This window comes from Streptomyces scopuliridis RB72 (assembly GCF_000718095.1).
In the GTDB taxonomy this organism is placed as follows: Bacteria; Actinomycetota; Actinomycetes; order Streptomycetales; family Streptomycetaceae; genus Streptomyces; species Streptomyces scopuliridis.
The window spans coordinates 178,751-203,126 of record NZ_JOEI01000016.1 but is presented as its reverse complement, the minus strand read 5'-3'; the positions used below and the strand labels follow the sequence as shown (position 1 = coordinate 203,126).

Annotated in this window: 12 protein-coding genes; 9 read left to right on the top strand and 3 right to left on the bottom strand. The window is 69.5% G+C overall.

Going from position 1 to position 24,376, the window contains the following annotated elements; translation table 11 throughout:
• Position 1 precedes the first annotated feature (1 nt).
• The gene (locus IF11_RS0121540) at positions 2-4,288 is read left to right on the top strand and encodes a CHAT domain-containing protein (RefSeq protein WP_240627907.1); all 4,287 of its coding nucleotides are present in this window, start codon (positions 2-4) and stop codon (positions 4,286-4,288) included.
• 33 nt (positions 4,289-4,321) lie between these two features.
• Here IF11_RS0121540 and IF11_RS0121535 read toward each other — a convergent pair whose 3' ends face one another.
• Complete coding sequence (locus tag IF11_RS0121535; protein ID WP_030353304.1) at positions 4,322-6,244, bottom strand: caspase family protein; 1,923 nt, start codon at positions 6,242-6,244, stop codon at positions 4,322-4,324.
• Between the two features lie 203 nt (positions 6,245-6,447).
• Between IF11_RS0121535 and IF11_RS40980 the strand changes: the two genes are divergently transcribed.
• From IF11_RS40980 to IF11_RS0121500, 6 genes are all read left to right on the top strand, one after another.
• Positions 6,448-6,918 carry a hypothetical protein gene (locus IF11_RS40980; RefSeq protein WP_030353303.1) on the top strand — a complete coding sequence of 157 codons (471 nt, stop codon included), beginning with the start codon at positions 6,448-6,450 and terminating at the stop codon, positions 6,916-6,918.
• A gap of 69 nt (positions 6,919-6,987) precedes the next feature.
• Positions 6,988-8,766, top strand: coding sequence for a hypothetical protein (locus IF11_RS0121525; protein WP_030353302.1), 1,779 nt, complete (start codon positions 6,988-6,990; stop codon positions 8,764-8,766).
• Positions 8,763-8,984, top strand: coding sequence for a hypothetical protein (locus tag IF11_RS40975; protein ID WP_051746111.1), 222 nt, complete (start codon positions 8,763-8,765; stop codon positions 8,982-8,984). Before IF11_RS0121525 ends, IF11_RS40975 begins: the two co-directional genes overlap by 4 nt.
• Positions 8,981-9,559: a hypothetical protein gene (locus tag IF11_RS0121515; RefSeq protein WP_030353301.1), complete on the top strand. Its 579-nt coding sequence runs from the start codon at positions 8,981-8,983 to the stop codon at positions 9,557-9,559. Before IF11_RS40975 ends, IF11_RS0121515 begins: the two co-directional genes overlap by 4 nt.
• An 83-nt stretch (positions 9,560-9,642) precedes the next feature.
• Positions 9,643-11,214 carry an AAA family ATPase gene (locus IF11_RS0121510; protein WP_030353300.1) on the top strand — a complete coding sequence of 524 codons (1,572 nt, stop codon included), beginning with the start codon at positions 9,643-9,645 and terminating at the stop codon, positions 11,212-11,214.
• A 655-nt stretch (positions 11,215-11,869) separates the two neighbouring features.
• Positions 11,870-15,316, top strand: a complete 3,447-nt coding sequence (locus IF11_RS0121500) for a CARDB domain-containing protein (protein ID WP_030353299.1) — start codon at positions 11,870-11,872, stop codon at positions 15,314-15,316.
• A 437-nt stretch (positions 15,317-15,753) separates the two neighbouring features.
• On the opposite strand, the gene IF11_RS0121495 is transcribed toward IF11_RS0121500, so the two are convergent.
• Positions 15,754-16,164 carry a hypothetical protein gene (locus IF11_RS0121495; RefSeq protein ID WP_030353298.1) on the bottom strand — a complete coding sequence of 137 codons (411 nt, stop codon included), beginning with the start codon at positions 16,162-16,164 and terminating at the stop codon, positions 15,754-15,756.
• Positions 16,165-16,671: 507 nt separating this feature from the next.
• On the opposite strand from IF11_RS0121495, the gene IF11_RS0121490 reads away from it, so the two are divergent.
• Positions 16,672-17,898 (top strand): hypothetical protein, encoded by a 1,227-nt coding sequence (locus IF11_RS0121490; protein WP_030353297.1) that lies wholly within the window; start codon positions 16,672-16,674, stop codon positions 17,896-17,898.
• Positions 17,899-18,426: 528 nt separating this feature from the next.
• Here IF11_RS0121490 and IF11_RS0121485 read toward each other — a convergent pair.
• Positions 18,427-20,577 carry an AAA family ATPase gene (locus tag IF11_RS0121485; protein ID WP_338119984.1) on the bottom strand — a complete coding sequence of 717 codons (2,151 nt, stop codon included), beginning with the start codon at positions 20,575-20,577 and terminating at the stop codon, positions 18,427-18,429.
• A gap of 249 nt (positions 20,578-20,826) precedes the next feature.
• Between IF11_RS0121485 and IF11_RS0121480 the strand changes: the two genes are divergently transcribed.
• Positions 20,827-24,006, top strand: a complete 3,180-nt coding sequence (locus IF11_RS0121480) for an AfsR/SARP family transcriptional regulator (protein WP_063759202.1) — start codon at positions 20,827-20,829, stop codon at positions 24,004-24,006.
• Positions 24,007-24,376 lie beyond the last annotated feature (370 nt).

Below are 24,376 nucleotides of genomic sequence, written 5' to 3'. Positions count from 1 at the left end.
CTTGTCCGAGGACGAGTTTCCTGACGTCTCTCAGTTGTCCGACGACGAACTGCGCGCCTCCCGCGACGAATTGCTCGCGTCGGCGGCCCGGGCAGCGGGCGACGACCCCGAACTCCCCTACATGTGGGGCTGGGCCGGGGAGTGGAGCTTCCATCTGCATCTGCGGCAGGGCCGGGAGGACGATCTGGGCCGGGCCGCCGACGCGCTGCCGCGCGCGTTCTCGGCACGCGCGGCACGCGCGGCACGGGACGAGGACGGCGAGGACGGCGAGGAGATCTGGTACGCCTGGCGGGTGCTGTACGGCCAGGTGCTGCTGTGCCAGTACGACCAGCAGCCCGCCCCCGCGCTCCTCGACCGGGCGGAGGAAGAGCTGACCGCAGGCCTCGCCGGGCTGCCCGACACCTCACCGTTCGCCGCCGGGAACGCACCACTGGCCCGCCTCCTGCTGGCCCGTACCTCCGCCGCCCGGTACCGCGGCGCCGCGCAGGACGACCCCGGCCGCGCGGACCTCCTCGCCGCGGCCGTGCGCCGGCAGCAGGACGCGCTGGGCGACCAGGCAGCCGGTTCCGAGGAGGCCACCGAGCTGCACGGGTGTCTGGGCGACCTCACCTTCGAGCAGGGCGACTTCGGCGCCTCGGTGGAGCACTTCCGGACCGCCCTCGCCGAGGCCGCGCCCGGCGCCGACGTCCCGCTGCTCCGGTACGGGCTCGCGACCAGCCTGCTGATGGGCGGCCGGGCAGCCGCCGACCGTGAGCTACTGCGGGAGGCCCGGAACGAGTTCGTCCGCGCGCTCGCCGAGGCACGGGAGCGGCGTCGGCAGCAACAGGGTGCGACGGACGCTGAAGAGCCCTGGTGGGCCTGGCAGGCGCGGGCCAGAAGCGTCTTCGTCCGCGCCGTACTGCGCTTCAACTGGCACGAGCGGGAGCAGCTGGCACCCGCCGTCGCCGAACTGCACGCCCTGCTCGCCGAACCGGGCGCCGAGGAGCGGCTCTCGCCGGTCTTCGCGGACGCGTTCGGCCGGCTGCTCTACGACCACGCCGCCGAACAGGACGACGACACCGCCCGCGACCGGGCCATTCCCCTGCTCAGACGGGCCGTACGGGAGTGGCGGCCCGCGCGGGACGGCGACCCGGTGCCCGGTGCGATGCTGCTCGCGTCCCTGCAACAGGCGCGCTACCAGGACGACCAGGTCCCGGCCCGGCTGGCGGACATCGAGGACTGCGCGCGGCGCGTCCTCGCGATCGAAGAGGCGGAGGCGGACCCGGGGCTGCGGCGCATGGCGAAGCTGATGCTCGCCTGGGTGCGGACCCAGGCGGCGCCCCACACCCCGTCCGGGCCGGCGGACGACCCCGACGGGGTGCTCGACGAGGGCCGGGAGGCGGTGCGGGAGATGATGGCGGACTTCTCCCACGGCCGGAGCTTCCTCGACTTCGACGACGACGCGTACGGCGCCATGGCCAACGACGTGGCAAGCACCGACCGGCTCAGCCGTACGTTCGATCAGCTCTATGAGCAGTGGCGATCCCGGGATCCGGAGAGCGATGAGTACGGGGTCTTCGCCGGCTATCTCCTCAGCGTGGTGCCGATGCTCGATCCGCACAGCAACCACATCACCGAGGAGCAGAAGACCGCCCTCATCGAGGCCGCCCGAGCGAGGAGACCGGAGAACGCCGGCTGGCAGAGCACGGTGCACGGGGCCGCCGGGTACGTCAGGCTCCATGACGAGCTGGCCGGCGCGGGCACGGGACTGGACGAGGCCATCGCCGACCTCGACCGGGCCCGCACTTCCTTGAGCGAGTCCCGGGAGGCCGGCGGCGCGTCCGGTGAAGCGGGCGCCGGGAACGCGTCCGGGCCGGGCGACACCCAGCGCGATCTCGACGACAGCTTCAGCCTCCTGCGCTCGTTCGCCACGAACCAGCGCGGCCAGCTTCGCGGCGCCGTGGACGACCTGGACACCGCCTGGGCCGCCTGGGAACGGCTGAGGGACAGCCCCTCCATCACCCCGTACATGCGCCGCGTCATGGACGGCCAGCAGGCGGGGTTCGCGGCGAACCGGGCCGCGCTGAGCGGCGATCTGGCCGGCGTGGACCGGGGGCGCGCCAAGCTGGCGGCGCTCCACGCGGAGATGGACCCCGAGGATCCCTCGCGCATCGAGGTGTGGACGCTGCTGGAGAACGTCCACTCGCAGCGCGACCAGCTCGCGGACCGGCTCGGCGCACCGCCGGTTCCTCCGTCGCCCGGTCGGCCCAGTACGGCCGAACTGCGGCGGCTGGCCGCCAAGCTGCCGCGCGACCACCACGCCTGGGTGCTCGGCGACAACGGCATCGCGCGCAGCGTGCGCGCGGGCGCGCGGGGCGACGCACAGGGCGTACGGGAGTCCCTCGCGCTGGTGGAGGAGGCGCTCGCCCTCGTCGACGAGGGCAGCGACGACTGGCTGCGGTACGCGAACGTCGTCGGCACCTCCCTCTGCGGGCTCGCCCACGCCGGGCGCGACCGCCGTGATCTCGACAGCGGCATCGACTGGCTGGAGCGCGCGGCGGCCCGGACCGGTGGACCCGAGCACCGGCTGTACGGGGCGCTGGGGCTCACCCTCGGCCGTGCGTACCGGCTGCGCGCCGCCCCCGGCCGGGACGACCGGCGCACCGGCCGCCGCACCGGACTCAAGGCGCTGCGCGGCTGGACCTGGGCCGCGCTGCTGCAGTCCGGCACCTCGCACGCCGCCGAGGTCGCGGCGAACGCCACGCAGGCGGCCCTCGAAGTGGCCTCGTGGTGCCTGGAGGACAACGTCCCCGACGAGGCGGTCCAGGCGCTGGACTCCTGTCGCGGGCTGGTCCTGCATACGGCAACCACCTCCAGATCCGTCCCCGAGCGGCTGGCCGCCGCCGGGCGCCGGGACCTGGCGGACGAGTGGCGGGCGGCGGGCGGCACGGACGTGCTGCCGGGGGCGGGTACCGGCCCGCTGCCGGAGACCGGTCCTTCCGGCCCGTCGGCCGACGCGGCGCAAGCCGCCGTCCCCAGCGAGCTGCGCCGGCGCGTGCTGGCCGTACTCACCGGTCCCGACGAGACGGGACAGCCGCAGGACCTGCTCCTCGAACCGCCGTCGCCCGCCCGGATCGGCGAGGCGCTCACCGCCGTACGCGCCGACTATCTGGTCTACCTCGTCCCCGGCTACGAGACGCGCCCCGGCGCGGCGGTCGTCGTCACCGCGACCGGGCGGGTGGGCTCGCTCCCGCTGCCCCTGCTCCGCGAGGACGCGGCGCCCCTGCGCGCCTACGACCCGACGCCCCTGGCCGCCCGTGACATGGGCCCGGTGCCGGACGGCGGCGCCCCGTACGGCGGCGACGCACACACCACGGCCGCGCGGACCCCGCGCAAGCAGCTCGACCGGCTGTGCGGCTGGGCGTGGTACGCCGCGATGAAGCCGCTCCTCGAAGGGCTGGGCGTCGGCGAGGCGCCCGGCGAGCCCCCGCCCACTTTCGTCCTCGTCCCCATGGGCGCGCTGGGCGTGGTCCCCTGGCACGCCGCCTGGGAATCCCTCGCGGCGGGCGGCCGGCGTTACGCGGTCGAGGCGGCCGGCATCTCGTACGCGGCGTCCGCGCGGCTGTTCTGCGAGGTCGCGGGGCGGCCCGCGGTCCCGCACAGGGGCGCCGCTCTGGTCGTCGGCAACCCGACCGGCGACCTGCGGTACGCGGGCGAGGAGGCCGACGCGGTACGGCACGCCTTCTACCCGGCCGGGCGCTTCCTCGGGCGCGGGCTGGCCACCCCGGACGAGGTGACGGCCTGGCTGCGCGACCCCGCGAACACCGGCGGCGTCCTCCATCTGGCCTGCCACGGAACGGTCGCGGCGAACCGGCGGCACAGCGCGTATCTCTCCCTGTACGGAGGCGAGCTGGCCGCCGAGGAGCTGACCGAGGCCGCCGCGGGCGCCGGGCGGGGCGAGCTGGAACTCGTCGTGCTGGCGGCCTGCCGCAGCCATGTCTCGGGGCGCGGCCACAACGAGGCGTACAGCCTGGCCACCGCCTTCCTCGTGGCCGGGGCCCGGTCGGTCGTGGGCTCGCTCTGGCCGGTGCCGGACGACGCGACCTCACTGCTCATGTTCATGACCCACCACTACCTGCGCGCCGAGGACCTGTCCCCCGGTGCCGCCCTGCGCCGCGCCCAGTTGTGGATGCTCGACCCCGCGCGCGTACTCCCGTCCGCCATGCCCGACGCGCTGGCGGTGCGCGCCGGGGCCGTGGCCCCGGACGACCTCACCGCGTGGGCCGGCTTCACGCACCTCGGGCGCTGACTCCCCGCCCGGGGTCGGGGCCCCGAGAAGCCATCACTCCGGTACCACGGTCCGCAGGGGGATCGTGAGGGCGTGCCACTGGCCGGGCGCACCACCGCCGCCGCCCGGCCCGGGTCCCGCGTCGCGGCCCGCGTGCGGAGGGCGGGTGAAGCGCAGGACGTGGTCCTCATCGGTGCCACGGGCGGCGGGCGGAGCGTCCGCGCTCCATGGCGCGAGACGGAACGGAACGGTGCTGAACTCGCCCTCGGCCACGATCAGTTTGAGCCAGTCGCGGACGAACGCGCCGGGCTCGGCCTTGCGGGACTCGGGCAGGGAGAGCTGTACGGGGGCGTTGCCCAGGGCGTACCCGGTGCGCCCAGGACCGATGAAGTGGCCGGGGAAGAGCCCCGAGTGGCTGGCGTAGCTGTCGGTGAGATCGAGGAGCACGCACCAGAGCGCCCGGTCGTGCGAGCGGTTGTGGATCCGTACGGAGACCAGCGGCTCGCGCCCGTCGGCGTACGCGCAGCGGATCTCGCCGTGGCCGTCCGGCAGAATCCGCTCGCCGTTCCAGACGGACACGTCGACGTCCACCAGCGAGGCGAGCGGCGACGCCGGGTTGGCGAGATCCCTCAGCTGGTGCCAGCGGGTGAGATGGACCAGACAGTCCGGCACCCGGTGGGCGGGGAGCGGGGCGGTCGCCTCGGTCCCGTCCCGGCGCAGGACACGGGCCCGTCCGTCGTCCCGGACGACGACCTTGAAGACCTGGCCATGACCTGGGCCGTTGCCCTTGAGGTCACCGTCCGCGAGGCGCAGCAGCGGTGCCGCGTCGATGGCGTCGAGCAGCGCGCGGTCGCCGCCCTCGACCACGACCGAGGTGGGCGGCAGGGCCAACGCCGACACCGCGACGGGATAGATCCGCACCGGATCCGGGGTCCATCCCACCGGGGTGACCAGCGCGCGCAGGGGCTCGACGGCCCGTACGCGTACGACGTCTCCCTCGCGATCCGCTTCGACGACGCCGAACTCCGTACCGCTGTCGTCCTTCGTCCCTTCCGGACCGCTCGACAGACCATGCGTGCTGCCGCAGTCGACCTGCCAGCCGTCCGGGCCGTGCAGCAGCAGATGCGGGCTGAGCGGACGGTCCGCCGCGCCGCCGAGGACCGCCCGGTCGGCGATGCCCCCGGGGTCGGCCGGGTACAGCACGGGGTTCTGGTGCTCGGTCGCGGACTGCACCCGCGAGCCGGCCGCGGCCAGCACCTGCCGGTAGGTCGCACCGGGCCCCATGTCGCGCAGGGCGCCGAGCAGGGCGCGGGTGAACAGCCCGTGCCGTCCCGCGCCGTGCCCGTCCTCGTACGACGCCTGGTTGACGCGGCACGCCGCCAGCAGCACATGCCGCGCCCCCTCGGCGGGCACCGGGACCTCGCGGGCCCGGGGGCCATCCGCCCGGGGGCCCGGGTCCCCGTACGCCGGCCATGACGGGTCGTGCGGCAGCGAGCGTTTGACGAGGTCGCCGCTCAGCCGGGTGGCGCCGCCGGAGAAGCAGGAGTCGAGGACGGCGACAGTGTGCGCGCCGCCGGAGGCGACACCGTCGAGGAGCGCGCCGAGATCCTTGTCGATCAGGATGCCGTCGGCGCAGACCAGGGCCTGGCAGTAGCCGGTCGGCTCGACGTACAGGTGGGCGCGCTCGGTGGCGGGGAACTCGGTGCCGTGGCCCGCGTACCAGAACAGCGCGGTGTCCCCGGGGCCCGCCTGGCCCAGATGCGTACGGAGGGCGTCGGTGACGGCGGCCACCGTCGCCTCGCCGTCGGTCAGTTCGAGGATCCGCGGCGGCGGCCCGGCGAGCCGCCCCTCCAGCCAGCCCCGCGCCGCCCGGATGTCATTCACGCAGCCGTTCAGCGAACCCAGCGTCGGGCCGGCGGCCGGCGACAAGGCCGAGTAGTCGTTGATCCCCACCAGAAGTACGAAAGCGGTCCCCATGGCGGAAGTCTGTCAGGGCGCGCGCGGGCGCGGCGTACGCGCACGGGTCGTGAACTGGGCGCTTACCGGGCGTACTTCGGTTGTCCGCTGTCGGAGCCGCCCGGCGCTTAGCAGTATGGAGGTGCCGTCGCTATTGTTCTGAGCCCGCGCGGTTCAGGCCGCGCAGGACGGACGCAGGACACACGGGGGATCTTGGGGGACTCATGGGATTCATCGAAGGGCCGCGCCGGGTGGTACGCCCCGCCGCCGGGCCGGGCGCCGCACCGGGCAGGAGCACCGCGTCGGCGCAGCCGGCGGGCCCCCCGGCCCTCTCGCGGGACCGCTACCGGGACCGTACGCGCGAACTGCTCGACTCCGTACGGCGGTTGGACGCCGGGCTGAACGAGGCGGCGGTACGTGAACTGTCCGGCTGGATCCGCGAGCAGTACGCCACGTCGTACGGCGACGTCCCGGTGGGCTTCGTGGCCGTGTGCCGGCTCGGGCCGCCCTTCGTGGACCACCGGCTCAGCCTCTTCCACACGATCATCGACCACTTCGCCCCGGGCGATCCGATGCCGGAACCCTTCGCGGCGGCCCGGATGCTGGTGCGGTCCGGGGCCTATGAGTACGTCGAGGTCTATGCCGGCGGGACGGTGCTGCCGGTCCTGGACGACGGCTCGGTCGTACGCCCGTAGAGCCGCCCACCGGCCTCGCACACCCAAGAACTCCAGAGCTACAGAGCCGAAGACAACGACGGAGGATCCATGTCCGAGGTGGACTACCACCTGCGGCGCCAGGTCGATCGCGTGAACAGCCTCGTGGTGCGGCTGGGCGAACAGGTGGGAGCGGTCTCCGGCCAGGTGTCGGCCGTCGGCCAGGCCCAGCAGGAGACCCGCACCGAACTCCAGCAGTTGCGCGCCGACTTCATGACGTTCGTGCGGCAGGCCGAGCTGACGGCCAACATCCAGCAGGCCGAGACCCGGGTCGGGGTGATCCAGGACAAGATGGACCACGAGTTCGGCCATCACAAGGTGGTCAGGCGCTCGGCGGTCGGCATGCTCCAGGCCTTCGACACCGGTCTGGTCTCCGACGAGACCGTACGGAACGTGGGCGAGCAGCTCATGATCCAGACCCCGCGCTACTGGCTGGCCCCCGCGCTGATCGCGCTGTCCAGCTGGGCGGCGGACGACCAGTCGCTGTGCGAGCGCGCCGTGGAGGAGGCGTTCCGCCGCTCCCCCGACCGGACCTCGCTGTTCTTCGCGCTCGTGCTGCGCCGCCAGGGACGGCACGCAGGCGCGGTGCGCTGGCTGCGCCACTACCTCAATGTCCAGGACCCGGCGGCGCTCGGCCGGGAGTTCGCGGTGATCCTCGAATCGATCTCGCAGGGCGCGTTCGGCGCGGCGGGGCGCGAGCTGCTGCGCGACACCCTCGCCACCTGGCGCGAGACGCTGCTCGCCGACGAGGCGACCGAGACCGCCCAGGTCACCCGCTGGCGGGCGGAGATCGACTCGATGCGCGCGCCGTCCGCCCAGGCCGACTTCCCACGGCTCGCCGCGGTGTCCCCGGAGTGGGCCCAACTGGACGCCGTGCTCTCCTCGGCCCGCGCCCAGCAGGCCGTACTCGACAAGTACACAGCCATGATGGCGCGCGAGTCCGAGCCCTCGGACCGTATCGAGGACGCGGTCGACGACATCCTGGACCGGCTGGTCGGGGAGTACGACGACGAGGAGCTGCCGCTCCGCCGCGATCTGGCCTTCAACAACGCCGTCATCGACAACGGCGGCGACCGGGACGCCGCGAAGCAGGCCGTCGACATCGACTCGGCGTCGTTGGAGGAGACTCTCGACTACCTCACCGTCCAGACCACCTCGGCTCTCAACCCGGGGGCCATCGGGGCGTCCCCGGCCACCCAGCGGCTCTCGGTGGCCGCCTGCCACAGCTGGTTCAAGCGGGCGCACGCCTCCTTCAGCCGGGACTACCGGGCGGCGATCCCGCCGGACGTGGGGGCGTACTTCGCCACGACGCACGGCGTGGGGGCACAGACCTTCGCGCTGCCGCCGTGGTCGGGTTCGTTCACGACCCCGCTGGAGACGCTGGAGGCGTCCTTGGCGGCGCACTGGGACGGACACGCCCGGCCGTTCATCGACTCGCTCGCCTTCCCCTGGCGGCAGAAGGCCCTGCTGCCGGGCGGGATCGTGCTCGCGGTCCTGCTGCTGTTCAGTCCGTTCCACGTCGGCTTCGCCTTTGTGGCGGCGCTGATCGTCGGTGGGGTGTGGGCGCTGGTCCTGCACAACCGCGCCGACGCGGCCCGCAAGCTCCAGGAGACGGCGCGGCAGTCCCTGGAACGGGCCAAACAGGAATCCGTCGGGACCCTGCGCGCGGCCCGCGCCGAACTGACGGACTGGCAGAGCCGGTTCCAGCGGGCGGACGCCGTCGAAGCCGCCACCCGCGCCATGATCGCCTCGCTGGCGACCGCCGCGCACGCCTCGTCGCCGTACGAGGGCCGCACCGTCACCGAGCCGGCGGAGGAGCAGACATCGTGATCCCCGAACAGCAGCCCCGGCGCGTGGTCCCGCACACGCCCCAGGCCACCTCGTCTCAGGCCGCGCCTTCCCAGGCCGCCTCGCCCTGGGCGTCCGCCCCCGCGCGCCCCAAGGAGCGGGCCACCTCCCGGCTGCGCAAGGTGGTGGAGGGGCTGCCCGACTGGGAGCCGCTGCCGCCGGGCGAGATGACCGTACGACGCCCGAAGAAGGACCTGTGAGCGGGAGTCTCTGGGCCCACGGGGGTACGTACGAGACCTGGGCCGCGTTCCTGACCGACTGGGCGGCCGGCGGCCGGTCCGAGGGCGCGGGGCTGCCGGCCCTGCGCCAGGAGGACTTCGCCGCCGACACCTGGGACCGGCTGCGGCTCCGGCTCACCGACGCGCTCTCCGCGCGCCTCCAGCGCTGCGCCGACGCGCTCGCCGCGGCGCTCGGCGAGGCGGCGGACGAGTTCTCGGTCGGGCGCGCCCTGGCGCAGGCCCGGTCGGGACTGCATCCCGTACGGGCCCTGGCGACCCACCCCGGGCTGCCCGAGGACCTGCGCCCCCAGCTGCTGAAGATGGTGGACGACGCGACCCGCTCGCTGCAACACGACCTCGAACGGGCCGTGGAGAGCATGGTGTCGGAGGGCGGCGACCCGCGCCGCGTCGAAGCCCGGCGCCGGACGCTGCGCGACAACCCGCTCACGGCGGTGACCTCCGCGCCACCGCCCGTACCCGCGGCGGAGCCCGCCGCGACCGGCGGCTGGTCGTACGACCCGACGGCGACGGGCAGGCGCCGGGTGACCCCGCCGTAACCCCCCTTCCCCTTTCTTGAGAACGCCCCCTTTTCTTGAGAACGCCCCCCTCATATTTCCCTTCCCTCAGCAGAAGGCCACGCATGCCGAACTACCGCGAGTGCCGCGACGACCTGGACAACTACCTCACCGCACGCGTGCCGGTCATCGGCCTGCGCACCATCGAACAGCCGCGCGCGCTGCGCCTCGTGAAGGAGATCGCCGCGCAGCCGCGCCGCTCGGCACTGCCGTTCTGGATCTATACGCGCGCCACCGGCCTGCGGGATCTGCGGTCCAACGCAACGGTGCAGGACGACCGTTCGCTGACGGGAGCGATGGAGTTCGCGGCGGCCCAGTTCAGCAGCCGGCCGAACGCGACCCTGGTGCTGGTGGACCCGGACGACCTGGACACCGACACCCCCTTCACCCGGCATGTCGCCGAACTGGCCAGGCTCGCCGACGCCAACGCGGGCAGCCTGGTCCTGATCACCGACAAGCCGATCTGGAGCGGCCTCCAGCGGCTCGGGATGAGCCTTCAGCTCGAACTCCCCGATCCCGACGAGATGTACACGACGATCCACGGCTTCCTCGCCGACCACCACGGGGTCGTCCCGATCGCCTGGACCGAGGAGGACGCGCGCCGGGCCGCGGAGTTCCTCCAGGGCGTCACCGAGGGCGAGGCCGTCAACCTGATGGCCACGCTGGTCGCCAAGGGCTCCGTGGAGAAGGACGACGTCCTCGCCCTCGCCCGCTCCAAGGACCGGATCTTCAGCGACCTGGCCGGCCTCGAACGTATCCACCTCAAGAGCGAGGAGGATTACGGAATCGGCGGGCTCACCAATCTCCGCGACTGGCTGCGGCGCAAGCACCAGCTGATGCACTCCGACCTCCGCGGCACCGGCCTCCGCCCGCCCCGCGGCGCCCTCCTGGTCGGCGTGCCCGGCTGCGGGAAGTCGCTCTCCGCCAAGGCCATCGCGTCCCAGTGGCGGCTGCCCCTCTACCGGCTGGACATGGCCAGCATCCACGGCAAGTACCTCGGCGAGTCCGAGGGCCGGATGCGCGAGGCGCTGGAGACCGCCGACCGCGTGGCGCCGTGCATCCTGTGGATCGACGAGATCGAGAAGGGCCTCGCCGGCAGCCACGACATGTCGGGGGTGCCGCAGCGGATCATCGGTCAGTTCCTCTTCTGGCTCCAGGAGTCCGACTCGCGCGCGTTCGTCGTCGCCACCGCCAACGATGTCCGCAGCCTGCCCCCGGAACTGCTGCGCAAGGGCCGCTTCGACGAACTCTTCTTCGTGGACCTGCCGGACGCGCAGGACCGGAAGGAGATCATCCAGCTCTACTACCGCCGTTACGTCAAGGCCGAGCCCGCCCCGGACCGGCTCGATCTGCTGGTCGACCTCTCCGACGGCTTCGCCGGCTCCGACATCGAAGCCGCCCTCCACGACGTCGGCGCCGAACTCCACCTCCGGGGCGACGACCCGCAGGGGCTCGACCCCTCATTCGTCGAGGACACCTTCGCCAACGCCTCCCCCATGAGCCGCACCAACCCCGAACAGATCGAGGAGATCCGCTCCTGGGGCCGCGACCGCGCCGTCCCCGCGGGCCGCTCCCTCACCACGGCGGCCCCGGGCACGGCGGGCCCCTCGCGCCGCGTCGTCTTCATGGGCGACTGACAGAGGACGGATCCGCGCGTCACCGGGCTCACACGGCTCGCCGTTCCACAACGGTGATCTCGGGCGGGGCCCCGCCCCGTGCGGGCGGCACGGACGCCCCGGCCCCCCGGGACACGTACAGCCGGGTTCCGCCGACGGTGGCCAGACCCGCCGTGACCGGCTGGGAGAACGGGACCAGGAGGTTGCCGGGGAACAACTGGCCGCCAAGGCCCCACCCGGCTGTCCTCCCTGGCCGGACAACTCGGCTTCGCCGCACGGTCGGTCACCGAGACGGTCGACGGACTCGCACGCGACGGCCTGGTCGAGCACGGGCCCGATCCCACCGCCGGACATCACTGGGGGCACTGCTCGGTGCGGTCGACACCGCCGCCCGAGCGGCGACTCGGCAGGCGTGCGAGAACCGTTGACAAACCAGTGACATGATTGCAACCTTTGACTCGCAAAAACGTAGATAACTAGCTCAATTTTTTTGCGCTCTTCGTGCAACTTCACAGCATGGACTCGACCTCGTCTGCTGCGACCGCACCGCGCATCTCGCCCCCCACGCACCCGCGCGTCGTACGGCCGGCCCGGTCCCGCGGGCTGTCCGTTCTCTCGTCCCGACAGGCTCTCGTCCCGACAGGCTCCCTCGTTCCGACCGAACAGAGGACACACGATGAAACGGAAACAGCCCCGCCGACGGCTGATCATCGGCGCGCTCATCGCCGCCCTGATCACCGTCGGGCTCCTGCCCGTCCCGGCCGCCGGCTCCGGCCCCGCCTACGCGGCAGAACGTCCCAACCTGGCCCAGGGCAAGGCGGCTTCGGCGAGCGGGTCCGAGGGGAACCATCCCGCCGCCAACGTCACCGACGGCAACCAGCAGACGTACTGGGAAGGGCCGGCCAACGCGTTCCCGCAGTGGATCCGGGTCGACCTGGGCGGCGAGGTCAAGGCCGACCGCGTGGTGCTCAAACTGCCGGCCTCCTGGGAAGCCCGTACGCAGGCTCTCGCCGTACAGGGCAGCACCGACGGGACCACCTTCAGCACCCTCTCCGCCGCGCAGGGGCAGTCGTTCGCCCCGGCATCCGGCAACACCGTCACCATCGACTTCACCGTCGCGACCGTCCGGTACGTACGGCTGAACATCACCGGCAACACGGGCTGGCCCGCCGCGCAGGTCTCCGAGTTCGAGGTCTACGGTCCGGAGAGCGGCGGCGGTGGCGACGGCGGCGGCGGCGCCGACGGCTCCGATCTGGCCCGCGGCAAGCCAATCGAGGCTTCGTCGACGGTCTTCACGTACGTCGCACGCAACGCCAACGACGGTAATACCGCCACCTATTGGGAGTCCGCAGGACACCCGTCGACGCTGACGGTGAAGCTCGGCGCCAACGCCGACATCACCTCGGTCGTCATCAAGCTCAACCCCGACGCGGTGTGGGCGACCCGTACCCAGAACCTCCAGATACTCGGCCGCGACCAGGCCGCGACCGCCTTCACCTCACTCGTGGCGCGCGCGGACTACACCTTCAACCCGGCGTCGAACCAGAACACGGTCACGATCCCGGTCACCGGGCGCGCCGCCGACGTACAGCTCCAGATCTTCAGCAACACCGGCGCGACCGGCGGACAGGTCGCCGAACTCCAGGTGATCGGCGCCCCGGCCCCCAATCCGGACCTGACCGTCTCCGCGCTGTCGTGGACCCCCGCCTCTCCCGTGGAGAGCGACGCGACCAAGGTGAACGCGACGGTACGGAACGTGGGAACGGCCGCCGCCGGCGCGACCACGGTGAACGTCAGCCTGGGAGGCGTGGTCGCGGGCAGCGCTCCGGTGTCCGCGCTCGCCGCGGGGGCCTCGGCCACCGTCCCGGTCGACATCGGGAAGCGTCCGGCGGGCAGTTACCGCGTCACGGCGCTGGTGGACCCGACCGACACGATCGTCGAGCAGGACAACGACAACAACAGCTTCACGGCGCCCTCGGACCTGGTCGTCGGTCAGAGCCCCGGCCCCGACCTCCAGGTGCTCGGCATCGAATCCACCCCCGCGAACCCGGCCGTCGGAGCGGCGGTCAGGTTCACCGTCGCGGTGAAGAACCGCGGGACGACCAGTTCCGGCGTCACCACGGTCACCCGCGTGGTGGTGGGCGGCACCACACTCAACACCGACACCCCGCCGATCGCCGCGGGCGCGACGGCCGATGTGAGCGTCAACGGCACCTGGACCGCCACCAACGGCGGAGCCACGATCATCGCCACCGCCGACGCCACCAACGTCGTCGCCGAGACCAACGAGACCAACAACGCGTTCTCGCGGTCGATCGTCGTGGGACGCGGGGCGGCCGTCCCGTACGTCGAGTACGAGGCCGAAGCCGCCCGGTACCAGGGCACCCTGCTGGAGACCGACCCACTGCGCACCTTCGGGCACACCAACTTCGCGACCGAGTCCTCGGGCCGCAAGTCGGTACGGCTCAACTCCACCGGCCAGTTCGTCGAGTTCACCTCGGCCAACCCCTCGAACTCGATCGTCGTACGCAACTCCATCCCCGACGCCCCGAACGGCGGCGGGACCGAGGCCACCATCAGCCTCTACGCCAACGACACCTTCGTCCGGAAGCTGACCCTCTCCTCGAAGCACAGCTGGCTGTACGGCGACACCGACGGCCCCGAGGCCCTGACCAACACGCCCCAGGCCGACGCCCGTCGCCTGTTCGACGAGTCGCACGCCCTGCTGCCGACGACCTACCCGGTCGGCACCAAGTTCCGGCTGCAGCGCGACGCCGGCGACTCGGCCGCGTTCTACATCATCGACCTGATCGACCTGGAGCAGGTGGCGCCACCGGCGAGCAAGCCGGCGGAGTGCACCTCGATCACGGAGTACGGCGCGGTCCCCGACGACGGCATCGACGACACGGCCGCCATCCAGCGCGCGGTGACGGCCGACCAGGAGGGTGACATCGCGTGCGTCTGGATCCCGCCGGGGCAGTGGCGGCAGGAGAAGAAGATCCTCACCGATGACCCGCTGGACCGCGGACAGTACAACCAGGTGGGCATCAGCGACGTCACGATCCGCGGCGCGGGAATGTGGCACTCCCAGCTCTACACCCTGACCGAGCCGCACCAGGCGGTCGGCAGCATCAACCACCCGCACGAGGGCAACTTCGGCTTCGACATCGACGACAACACCCAGATCTCCGACATCGCCATCTTCGGCTCCGGCACCATCCGCGGCGGCCCGGGCGGCGCCGAGGGCGGAGTCGGCCTGAACGGCCGCTTCGGCAAGGACACCAAGATCTCCAACGTCTGGATCGAGCACGCCAACGTGGGCGTCTGGGTCGGCCGTGACTACGACAACATCCCGGACCTCTGGGGCCCGGCCGACGGCCTCCAGTTCAGCGGCATGCGCATCCGCAACACCTACGCCGACGGCATCAACTTCACCAACGGCACCAGCAACTCCCGCGTCTTCAACTCCTCGTTCCGCACCACCGGCGACGACTCCCTGGCGGTCTGGGCCAACCGCTACGTGAAGAACCCGTCGACGGACATCGCGCACGACAACCAGTTCCTCAACAACACGATCCAACTGCCCTGGCGAGCGACCGGCATCGCGGTCTACGGCGGCTACGGCAACAAGATCGAGAACAACCTGGTCTACGACACGGCCAACTACCCCGGCATCATGCTGGCCACGGACCACGACCCCCTCCCCTTCTCCGGCCAGACCCTGATCGCCAACAACGCCCTCCACCGCACCGGCGGCGCCTTCTGGAACGAGGACCAGGAGTTCGGCGCCATCACCCTCTTCGCCCAGAGCAGAGACATCCCCGGCGTCACGATCCGCGACACCGACATCCACGACTCGACCTACGACGGCATCCAGTTCAAAACGGGCGGCGGCACGATGCCAGGCGTCGCCATCAACAACGTCAAGATCGACAAATCCAACAACGGCGCCGGCATCCTCGCCATGAGCGGCGCCCGCGGCGACGCGACCCTGACCAACGTGACCATCACGAACTCAACGGACGGCAACATAGTCACCCAACCGGGCTCCACCTTCGTGATCACAGGCGGCACCACCACACCAACGAAGACCCCAAAACGCACCCTGGCCAACCGCTGGTAAGTGGATAGCCCAGTGGTGGTCGGCCGGACCCACCCGCCATACCCGGCCGACCACCACACCATCCGCGATCACCGGCAAAGCAAAAGCCCCAGGTCACGGCGAGTGAGTCCTGGGGCTTCCACAGAGCCGCCTTCGGGATTCGAACCCGAGACCTACGCATTACGAGACCATGAGCGATCATGCCGCATGGTGATTCACCATGCCGCGTGGTGGCCTTGCGCCTGATCAGAGCACGTTCAACAGGTTGCCCCATGCCGCTGCGGCTGCGGCTGCGGCTGCGGCTGCGGCTGCGGCTGCGGCTGCGGCTGCGGCTGCGGCTGCGGCTGCCCAACACTCGACTGGTGCGGCCTTTCACCAGTTCTGCGAGATCGACGCCTGGCGCTGCCGAGTTCACTGACGGTGCTGACACACAGCAGGACGGCATCCGCCTGACCGCGTCACCCCAGATGCACATCCCCGTGAATGCTTCCCGTCTGGATGACCCCCTGTTGGAACCCTCCGCCGCTGATGGTGTTATGGACTGCGCCCCGAGCGGGACTGTTCTCCGCGATCAGTTCCCGGAGCGCGGCCGATGCGGAGGGGTCCTCGCGAAGCAGCTGACGCAACCGGATCCTCCAGACCGCCTCAAGGTCGGCGATCACCGCCGCGTCGTCCCCGTCCCGGTCCGCCACCTCACGGCGTTCCAGCTCCAGTTCACCCTCGACTCGATTCGGGTCCTCTTGCGCCCGGCTGCCTCGCTGCAGCAGCGCGGCGACCCGCGACCTCACCGCATTCCAACCTTCGGTCGCCATCAGAGCGACCACCGTAGTAGCTCCCGACGTCGCCAGTGCCGCCAACTCGACTTCCATTTAGGGTCCTTGGGGTTAATTCCAGTCGCCCGACAATAGCCACAGTAGACGTATCGCCGCCTGCGCGCAGGAATACCGCTGTGCCGCGTGCCAAGCTGTCGGCGTCGGTCGAACCGTGCCCCTCTGACGTCGGACCAATAAGGATCACCAGCATGCTCCGGCGGGGTTGGCGATCGCACCACTTGCAGAACCTGCCCCCAGCTCCCTTGTTCTCCTTCTTCAGAGCCGCGTTCTCCGCCATCAGCCGGGCGATCAAGGCGTCCCTTCCGACGCTTCTCCGCCATGACAACCACCGTCCCCTGCTGTCACGGACTCCCCGCTGCGAGGTGAACCTCAGTTCGTGGACACCAGCGCCTTGCCCAGGAAGTCCCCGCGCCGGCAGTCCCGCTCCTCGCAGACAACGGCAAGGTTTCTGCAAGGGGTGCGCAGGGCTTCCGTCTGTCGGGCCGGGAATCTCGCAGCAGAGAGAAGTTCGGGGACCCACAGAGCAGACAACAGGGGGACATCATGTCGGCATTGAGTGCGACCGCAGGACCGCCGGGAGCCGAGGCACGCCAGTGGCTGACGCTGGTCGGATGCAAGAAGGTGTTGGCCGTGGTCCACACCGTCACATACGTTAAGCGTTTGCTGAATGTCCTATCGCTGCTGGAAGCCGACTTCCGGCTGCAGGTGGTATTCACGATGCCGCCGCACGTCTTCGGTGACGAAGTGCCTCAGTTCCTCGCACGGCTCGGTAGCCCGGTGCTGTCGTGGGAGGAAGCCACTAATACGAGGTTCGACCTCGCCCTGGCAGCGGGGCCGGGCGGTGTGGAGCGACTGGACGCACCACTGATCACACTTCCGCACGGCGCCGCGTACCTCAAACGCATCACCGGAGTGTCAGACGCCGGTATCGCAGGAATGCGGAAGCGGGACCTCATCCCAGGCGGGAAACTGCCAGCCGCAGTGGTACTGCCGCACCGTGCTGAATTGCGCGAGTTGGCACACCACTGCCCAGAAGTACTTTCCGTCGCACACGTCGTCGGCGATCCGGTACACGACCGGATCACGGCGAGCCTGCCCCTTCGCGCCGCGTACCGTCGGGCTCTGGGGCTCGCGGAGAAGCAAAAGCTGGTCGTCGCCGTCTCGACTTGGGGGCCCCACTCGTCCTTCGCGCGGTTCGATATGCTGCTGCCCCGTCTGATGGGCGAATTGCCTCCAGAGCAGTACCGTACGGCCGTCCTCGCGCATCCGAATGTATGGTCGAAGCATGGTGCGTGGCAGGTCAAGGCATGGCTGGCACAGTGCAGTCAGAGGGGGATCGGCCTTGTGCCGCCCGAAGGGGACTGGCGCAGTGTCTTGATCGCCGCGGACTGGATCATTGGCGACCACGGCTCGGTCACGCTGTATGGAACGCTCACCGGAGCCCCGATCCTGCTGGCCAGTTCGCCGGAGCAGGAGATCAACCCGTCTTCCCCTGCTGCCACGCTTGCTGTCGTCGCTCCAGTGCTCTCCCCGTCCCATCCACTCGTCGACCAGCTGCACTATGCCAGGGCCGAGTACCGCCGGGATGAGTATGTGGCCATCGCATCGAGTATCACGTCCGAACCGGGGCACTTCGGCCGCAATATGCGGCGGTTGATGTATCGGGTGCTGGGGCTGGGCCAGCCTGCCTATGAACCGGTGACCGTTCCACTGCCGGAGCCGCCAGCGCTGGGAAGCTGGGCGAACGGGCAAGGGGAGGTATCGGCATGAGGCACTATGTCACCGTCGAACTGTGTGAGACCAGTTCCTCGCCGGGTGCCTGGACCTCGCCGCTGGATGTCCGCTCCATGCCGGGACCGACACGGTCTCTGACCGTCAGCGTGCCCTCCGGCAACTGCGTCCTCGTGGCCCGCGCCGGTCTTGCGGATCCCCGAGGGGGGCCTGTCCTGGACGAGCATTTCGCCGTGGACGCCGACGCCTGCCGGGAACGACGATGGCTTGACTGTGCCGATGTGCTGTACAGCAGCCATCCCCGATCGGTTGACGGCGCGGGGCGGTGGTTGACCGGAATCGCCTCCGCCCATGCCGGTTGCCGTCTCGCCGCGGTGCCTCTGCTCTGCGGTGGTTGGGCGGCTCTCGGGGGCGGGGACCTGCGCATCGCCATGGTGCCGGGCAAAATACCGCCCGAGCAGTGGCTGCTGCCGTCCTGCCTGCACGGATGGCTGGTGTCGGGCCGCTCGCTGCGAGAGTTGGCATCCGCCACTGACGAGTGCTCCTTGGTCGTATGCCGGCCACAGGTTAGTGCTGTTGCGGGGGGCGGCCATCCGGCTGGTCCGCGGGTTTGCTGAGTCTGCGGGCGTCGGCTGGGCTGGTGATCTCGTACAGGGCAAGCGCTTGGGCGCGGAAGCCCTCGGCGGCCGCGTTATCGCCGTGCTTCAGGGCGCTGCGGCCGAGCATTTCCAGGGTGCGAGCCTGCCAATGCTTGGCCCCGGTGGTGGTGAACACCGCGAGTGCCTCCTCCATCTGAGCCGTGCCCGCGGTGTACTCGGCTTTCTGCGCTCGGGCGTGGCCCAGGAAGGCGAGGGAGCGCGCCGCGTCGTGCGGATCGTTCACGGATACCAGAGCGTCATGGGCCCGTGTGAAGTATGCGACGGCAACGTTCGGATTGTTCCTGACGAGTTCGATCTCGCCGAGAACGATCCGGGCCAGTGCGGCACCTCGCGGATAGCCGCAGTCTTCCCACACCGTGATGGCCCGGTTCAGATACGGCACGGCATCGGTCAGTTCCCCGGCTTCCCGGTGGCAGGTGCCGAGGCCCAGCAGCGCTTGTCCTTCATCGCGTGCATCGCCCGCTTCGCGAGCGGCTTCGAGTGAGAGCCCGTACCAGACGGTGGCGTCGCTCAAACGGCGGGCGGCGCTCAGTCCGATCGCTCCTGAGTTGAGCATTTGGCGCTCTGCTTCTCCGTTGCCGTCGTGTCTGGCAGCGTCTAGGCCGATCTCGTGGGCCTCGAACCACAGGTTGTAGTGGCGCAGTCGCAGGAACAGCGGCCACAGGGCGTCGACGAGTTGCCACGCCGTTGCGTGCCAGCCGCTGCGGGCGGCGGTCTTCACCATGGCCATGAGGTTCAGCCGTTGGGCATCCAGCCAGGCGAGAGCACTGACGTCGTCGGTGAAGGGGGCGGGCAGATCGGATGGGTGGGCGTATGTTCGGGGCAGGGTGAACTGGGCCGAGGTCAGCCGTGCCTGTGCTGCGGTCGCGGTCTGCAAGTACCAGTCGCAGGTCCTTCGCAGGCTCTTCCCTCGTGCCCGGTCCGTGTCATCCGCGGTCGCGCGATCACGGGCGTGGACTCGTACGAGGTCGTGGAACCGATAGGTATCGGGGCCGGTGTCCTCCATGAGGTTGGCCTCGATCAACTCATCGAAACATCGCTCCGCCCAAGTCACGGATTGTGCGCACGCCGCAGCAGCGGTCAGGGCGTCGAAGGTGAGGAGCGGCAATAAGCCGAGTGTTCGGTAGACGAGGGCGGTCTCCGCCGTCAGGACCGCGTACGACGCATCGAGGGCGTTGCGCACGGTTGCCTCCCCTTCCATTTCAAGTGCGTCCAGGCGGTCTGCATCGGGGGTGAGTGCGCAGGCCATTGACTCCACAGGTTGCCTGGGCCTGGACGCCAGCCGTGCTGAGACGAGACAGACAGCGAGCGGGAGACCGGCGCACAGTGCCACGATCCTGCGAGCGGCGGGCAATTCGTTCGCGACTCGGTCCTTGCCGATTCCGCGGGTGAGCAGTTCCACGCCGTCGTCCGGGTCGAGTGCCTGGAGCCGGTGGAACTTCGCCCCGTCCATTCCGAGTCCGGACAGCGTGCGGCGGCTGGTCACCACGACAAGACTGCCCCGCCCACCGGGCAGCAGGGGCCGAATCTGAGCAGCGGTAAACGCGTTGTCGAGCATCACCGCGATCCGCAGACCCGCCGTGTAGGAGCGCCAGAGGGATGACAGCTCGTCCAGATCCGCGGGCACCGAGCCGGCGCCGAGCGCTCGCAGAAACTGCCCAAGCGCCTCCGCCGGGTCAGCCGGGCCGGCGCTCGTGTGCCCCCGCAGGTCGACATAAAGATGACCGTCCGGGAACTCGGAGCCGAGCGTGCGCAGCCACTTGGACACCAAGGTGGTCTTGCCGACCCCCGCGCTGCCGCTGACCACGATCAGCGGCAGCGCGGAGCCGGTTGTTCCGGCGTTCGCGAACAGCCCGTCCAGAGCCGCCATGTCGTCGCGCCGGTTGGTGAAGTGAACTGGCACAGAAAGAAGCTGACGAGGGGCCGGCAGCATCGCGCCGGCTGCCGCCTCGTGCACGTGAATTCCGCCGTGCACGTCGCGTGCCTGGATCGCGGGTCCGTGAATCTGGGCCGCCCCGCCGATGGTGTTCTTGTGGTTTCCCCCCGGTGCTGAATCCACCAGTCCACCCCCGCCTGTCAGTTGCTACCTAAACGAGCCACTTCGGTCCTACCCTGGCCAAGGTCGAAATGATGCGATCAGCATCAGGCCAAAAATAGTCAGCAGAGCAATTGAGCCAGGATCTCAACGCTACCTGGCGGCCTCCTCCCGCTGGTGTCATGCTCGTCGGATAACGGACGAACCAGCGGGAGGGCGCTGGTGGAAATCCTCATTCTCGGTCCCGTGGGACTCCGTCTGGATGGACACAGGATGGAGCTCGGATCCGACAAGGAACGCATCGTGCTGGCCTCGCTCGCACTCGACGTGGGCCGCTCTCTCTCCATGGACTCTCTTATCGACCGGCTCTGGGACGGCCAAACACCCGCGCACGCCCGCGACAATGCCCACACCTACGTCTCGCGGATCCGCAAACACCTGCGCCGCGCCGGCCCGAGCAAGAGGATGCCCCGCATCATCAGCCGAGCCCATACCTACGTCCTGCAGGCCGAAGGCGACTCCATCGACTGGCACCTGTTCCAGCGCATCGCCGGGACATCGACAGTTGGGGACGATCAACGCACGGTAGAGATACTCACCCGCGCGGAACAACTGTGGCAGGACGAGCCGCTCACGGGACTTCCTGGCCTGTGGGCTGAGACCGTACGCCGGACACTGACGGAGCGCCGACTGCGCGCCACTGTGTCCCGCATAGCTGCCCGGCTGCGGCTGGGTCACTTCGAAGATCTGGTCAGCGAACTGTCCGCATTGGCCGACCAGCATCCCGGCGACGAGACGCTGCTCGGCCAGCTCATGCTGGCGTACTACGGCAGCGGACGGTACACCGAAGCCCTGCGGGTCCACCAGCAAGCCCGGCACCTGCTGATGGCGGAGTACGGCGCGCGGCCCGGTCCCGAACTGAACCGGATCCACCAGGGCATCCTTGACCATGTGCCGACCCATGACCTGACCGGAGGCTCGACGGCACCGTCAACCACACCGCTCTCGCTCCGATCACCTGCATCAACGCAGCTTGCGCCGAGGAACCTCCCCCACCAGCCGCCGCTCGTCGGCCGGAGCACCGAGATACGGGCCCTGACTGAATCAGTCGATACCACAGCGGACGGATCAGTCATTTCACTCGAAGCGGTCAGTGGCATGGCCGGTGTCGGCAAAACGGCCATCGCCATACGAACCGCGGACCGGCTGGCGAGGCGGTTCCCTGACGGACAGCTCTATGTGGACATGCGGGCACACTCCCCAGCCCAGGAACCGCTGAGCCCGAGCGCCGCACTGGCCACCCTCCTACGACTCCTGGGTGCACCTGCCCAAGCCATTCCCGTCGATCTGGAAGAGCAGATCGTTCTATGGCAGAACATGCTGGCCGAGCGCAGAACCATCATCGTGCTGGATGACGCCGCCAATTCGGCACAGATCATTCCGCTCCTGCCCGGCAACTCAGCGTCCTTGGTGATCACCACAAGCCGCCGCCATCTCACCGGCATCCCATACGCCCGCACCGTCGCGCTGGACGTCCTGCCGACACCCGACGCCATTACCCTCTTCCGTAGGTTCGCAGGCGACGATCGCACGTCGAACCTCAGGGAAGTTCGGCGAATTATCGATCTATGCGGTCATTTACCCCTGGCTATCGAACTAGTGGCCAGCCGCTTTCGGGCCCGACCCTCCTGGACACTGAGAACCCTCAGCGAGCGCTTGGCCCGCAACCCAGGCCGCCTCGCCGAAATCCGGGACGCCGACAATGAGATGACACGCGCATTCGACCTCTCCTACCACACCCTCACCGACGCGCAACGCACCGCGTTCCGCCGCCTCGGGCTACACCCGGGCGCCGACTTCACAGCCGACGTGGCAGCAGCCATGCTGGACCTGTCACCGGGGGACACCGAGCGACTGCTGGAAGACTTGCTGGCGTGCCATCTCCTTCGGGAATTAACGCCGGACCGGTATCGATATCATGATCTACTACGCGAATATGCCCGCCTGCTGGTCATCTCCGAAGACAGCGAGCAGGAGCGCAACCAAGTCGTACGCCGGCTGACCGATTTCTACATCGAAGCCGCCGACCGGGCTGACCGTCTGGTGTATCCCCGCCGCATGCGGCGGGACTCCCAGCACAACGGCGCTCGGGCACCGGTGCCGAACTGGCCCGATCCTGATTCAGCAAGGTCCTGGCTAACTGCCGAACGCGCAAATCTGCTAGCCGCCGCAGAAAACGCTCACACCTACGGACATCCCGAACGCGCCGCCCAACTCGCCTACGCCTTGGCGGGCTTCCTCGACGCGGAGTGCCACTGGCAAGACGCTGAGACCGCACTCCAGCACGCCGTCACACACTGGGCCGAGACCGGCCCCCAACCCGCCCTGTGCCGCGCACTGCTGTGCCTGAGCACCACCCACGCGAACACCGGGCGGTACACCGAGGCAGCCGAGACCGGCGAGCGGGCCTTGGCGATCGCCCGCACCACGGGCGACTCGGAAGCCGAAGCCGAGGCACTACGAATAGCGGGAACACTAAATTGGCATCTCGGTGAGAACCTCACCGCACTTCGTCTCCTACAAAAATCTTTCGCCATCCAAGACAAATCCGGCAACGCCTGGGAAAAGGCGCGCATCTATAATAACATCGCCATAACCCTACTATTCCTAGGGGAACATGATCGCGCACTCGACCACTTCCAAAAGGCCCTCGCCGGATTCACCGAAACAGCCGACAAAACCTCTTCAGCGAGAACACTCAATAACGTAGGGGACATGTACCGGCGCAAAGGGGATCAAGAATCTGCCCGCCGCTCATTCGAGGAGGCCATGTCATTCCTCGAAACGACTGGAAACCGTTACGACCAAGCGACGGTGCGCACTAATCTAGCCAGCGTTCTCACGGAACTCGGTGACGCAGCCACGGCCCTTCCCCTGCATCAGGAATCACTCCTGGAGTTTCGATCACTGGGCGACAGAAAGAGTCAGGCCGACACGCTAATTGGCATCGGTGAAGCGTATCGCAAGAGAGGCGACAATGAAAAGGCATTGATTTGCCATCTGGATGCGCTCAAAGTCGCCACGACCATCGGCGCGGGCCATCAGATGGCACAAGCGCACCGCTGCCTGGGCAGAACGAACCTCGCCATGGGAAAACTCGACGTCGCGACCGAGCACCTCCAGACAGCCGTTGCCACGGCAGCCCGCATACACGACCTCGACGAAATAGTCGAAGCGCACATCGCATTGGCCGACGTGCGGGTCACCCTGGGACAAGATTCCGACATATCCGCCATACTGCAGCAAGGGCTCGGGGAAACTCGGACTCTCGATCCCCGAGAAATGAACATCCTAAGCAGCCGCTTGGCAGAAATAGGAAACAAGATGAGCGACTCAACCGTCGAAGACGACGAACCGAGCGAAGGCGACCGGCCGACGAACGTAGAAGCCTGACCGAATTTCCAGTAGTCACACCAGTCGTGTAACGTTGCCTCTAACGATCTTGAGTCTCGAAGAAAGTGTGCAACGTGAACCGCAAGTGGGCTGTCGCGGCAATTTCACTCATAGCCGTGGGGACGTTGACGATGACATCGCCGACCGCTTCAGCAGCCGTACCACCCGGTACAACACCCTCCGCCCATAACAACGGGTGCATCATGCTCTAACCCCGACCTCACCCAACGGTCTGCCGGTCTTCTGGTGGGCCGTTTTTCTTGTGTGGGCTTGTGAGTATGTTCGCAGTCCGGCTTTCGTGTCGAGTGGCGCCGGGTTCCTGCTCCGTCGGGCTGGGCCTTCGTCAAGATAGCCAGGTGCTCTCATCCGC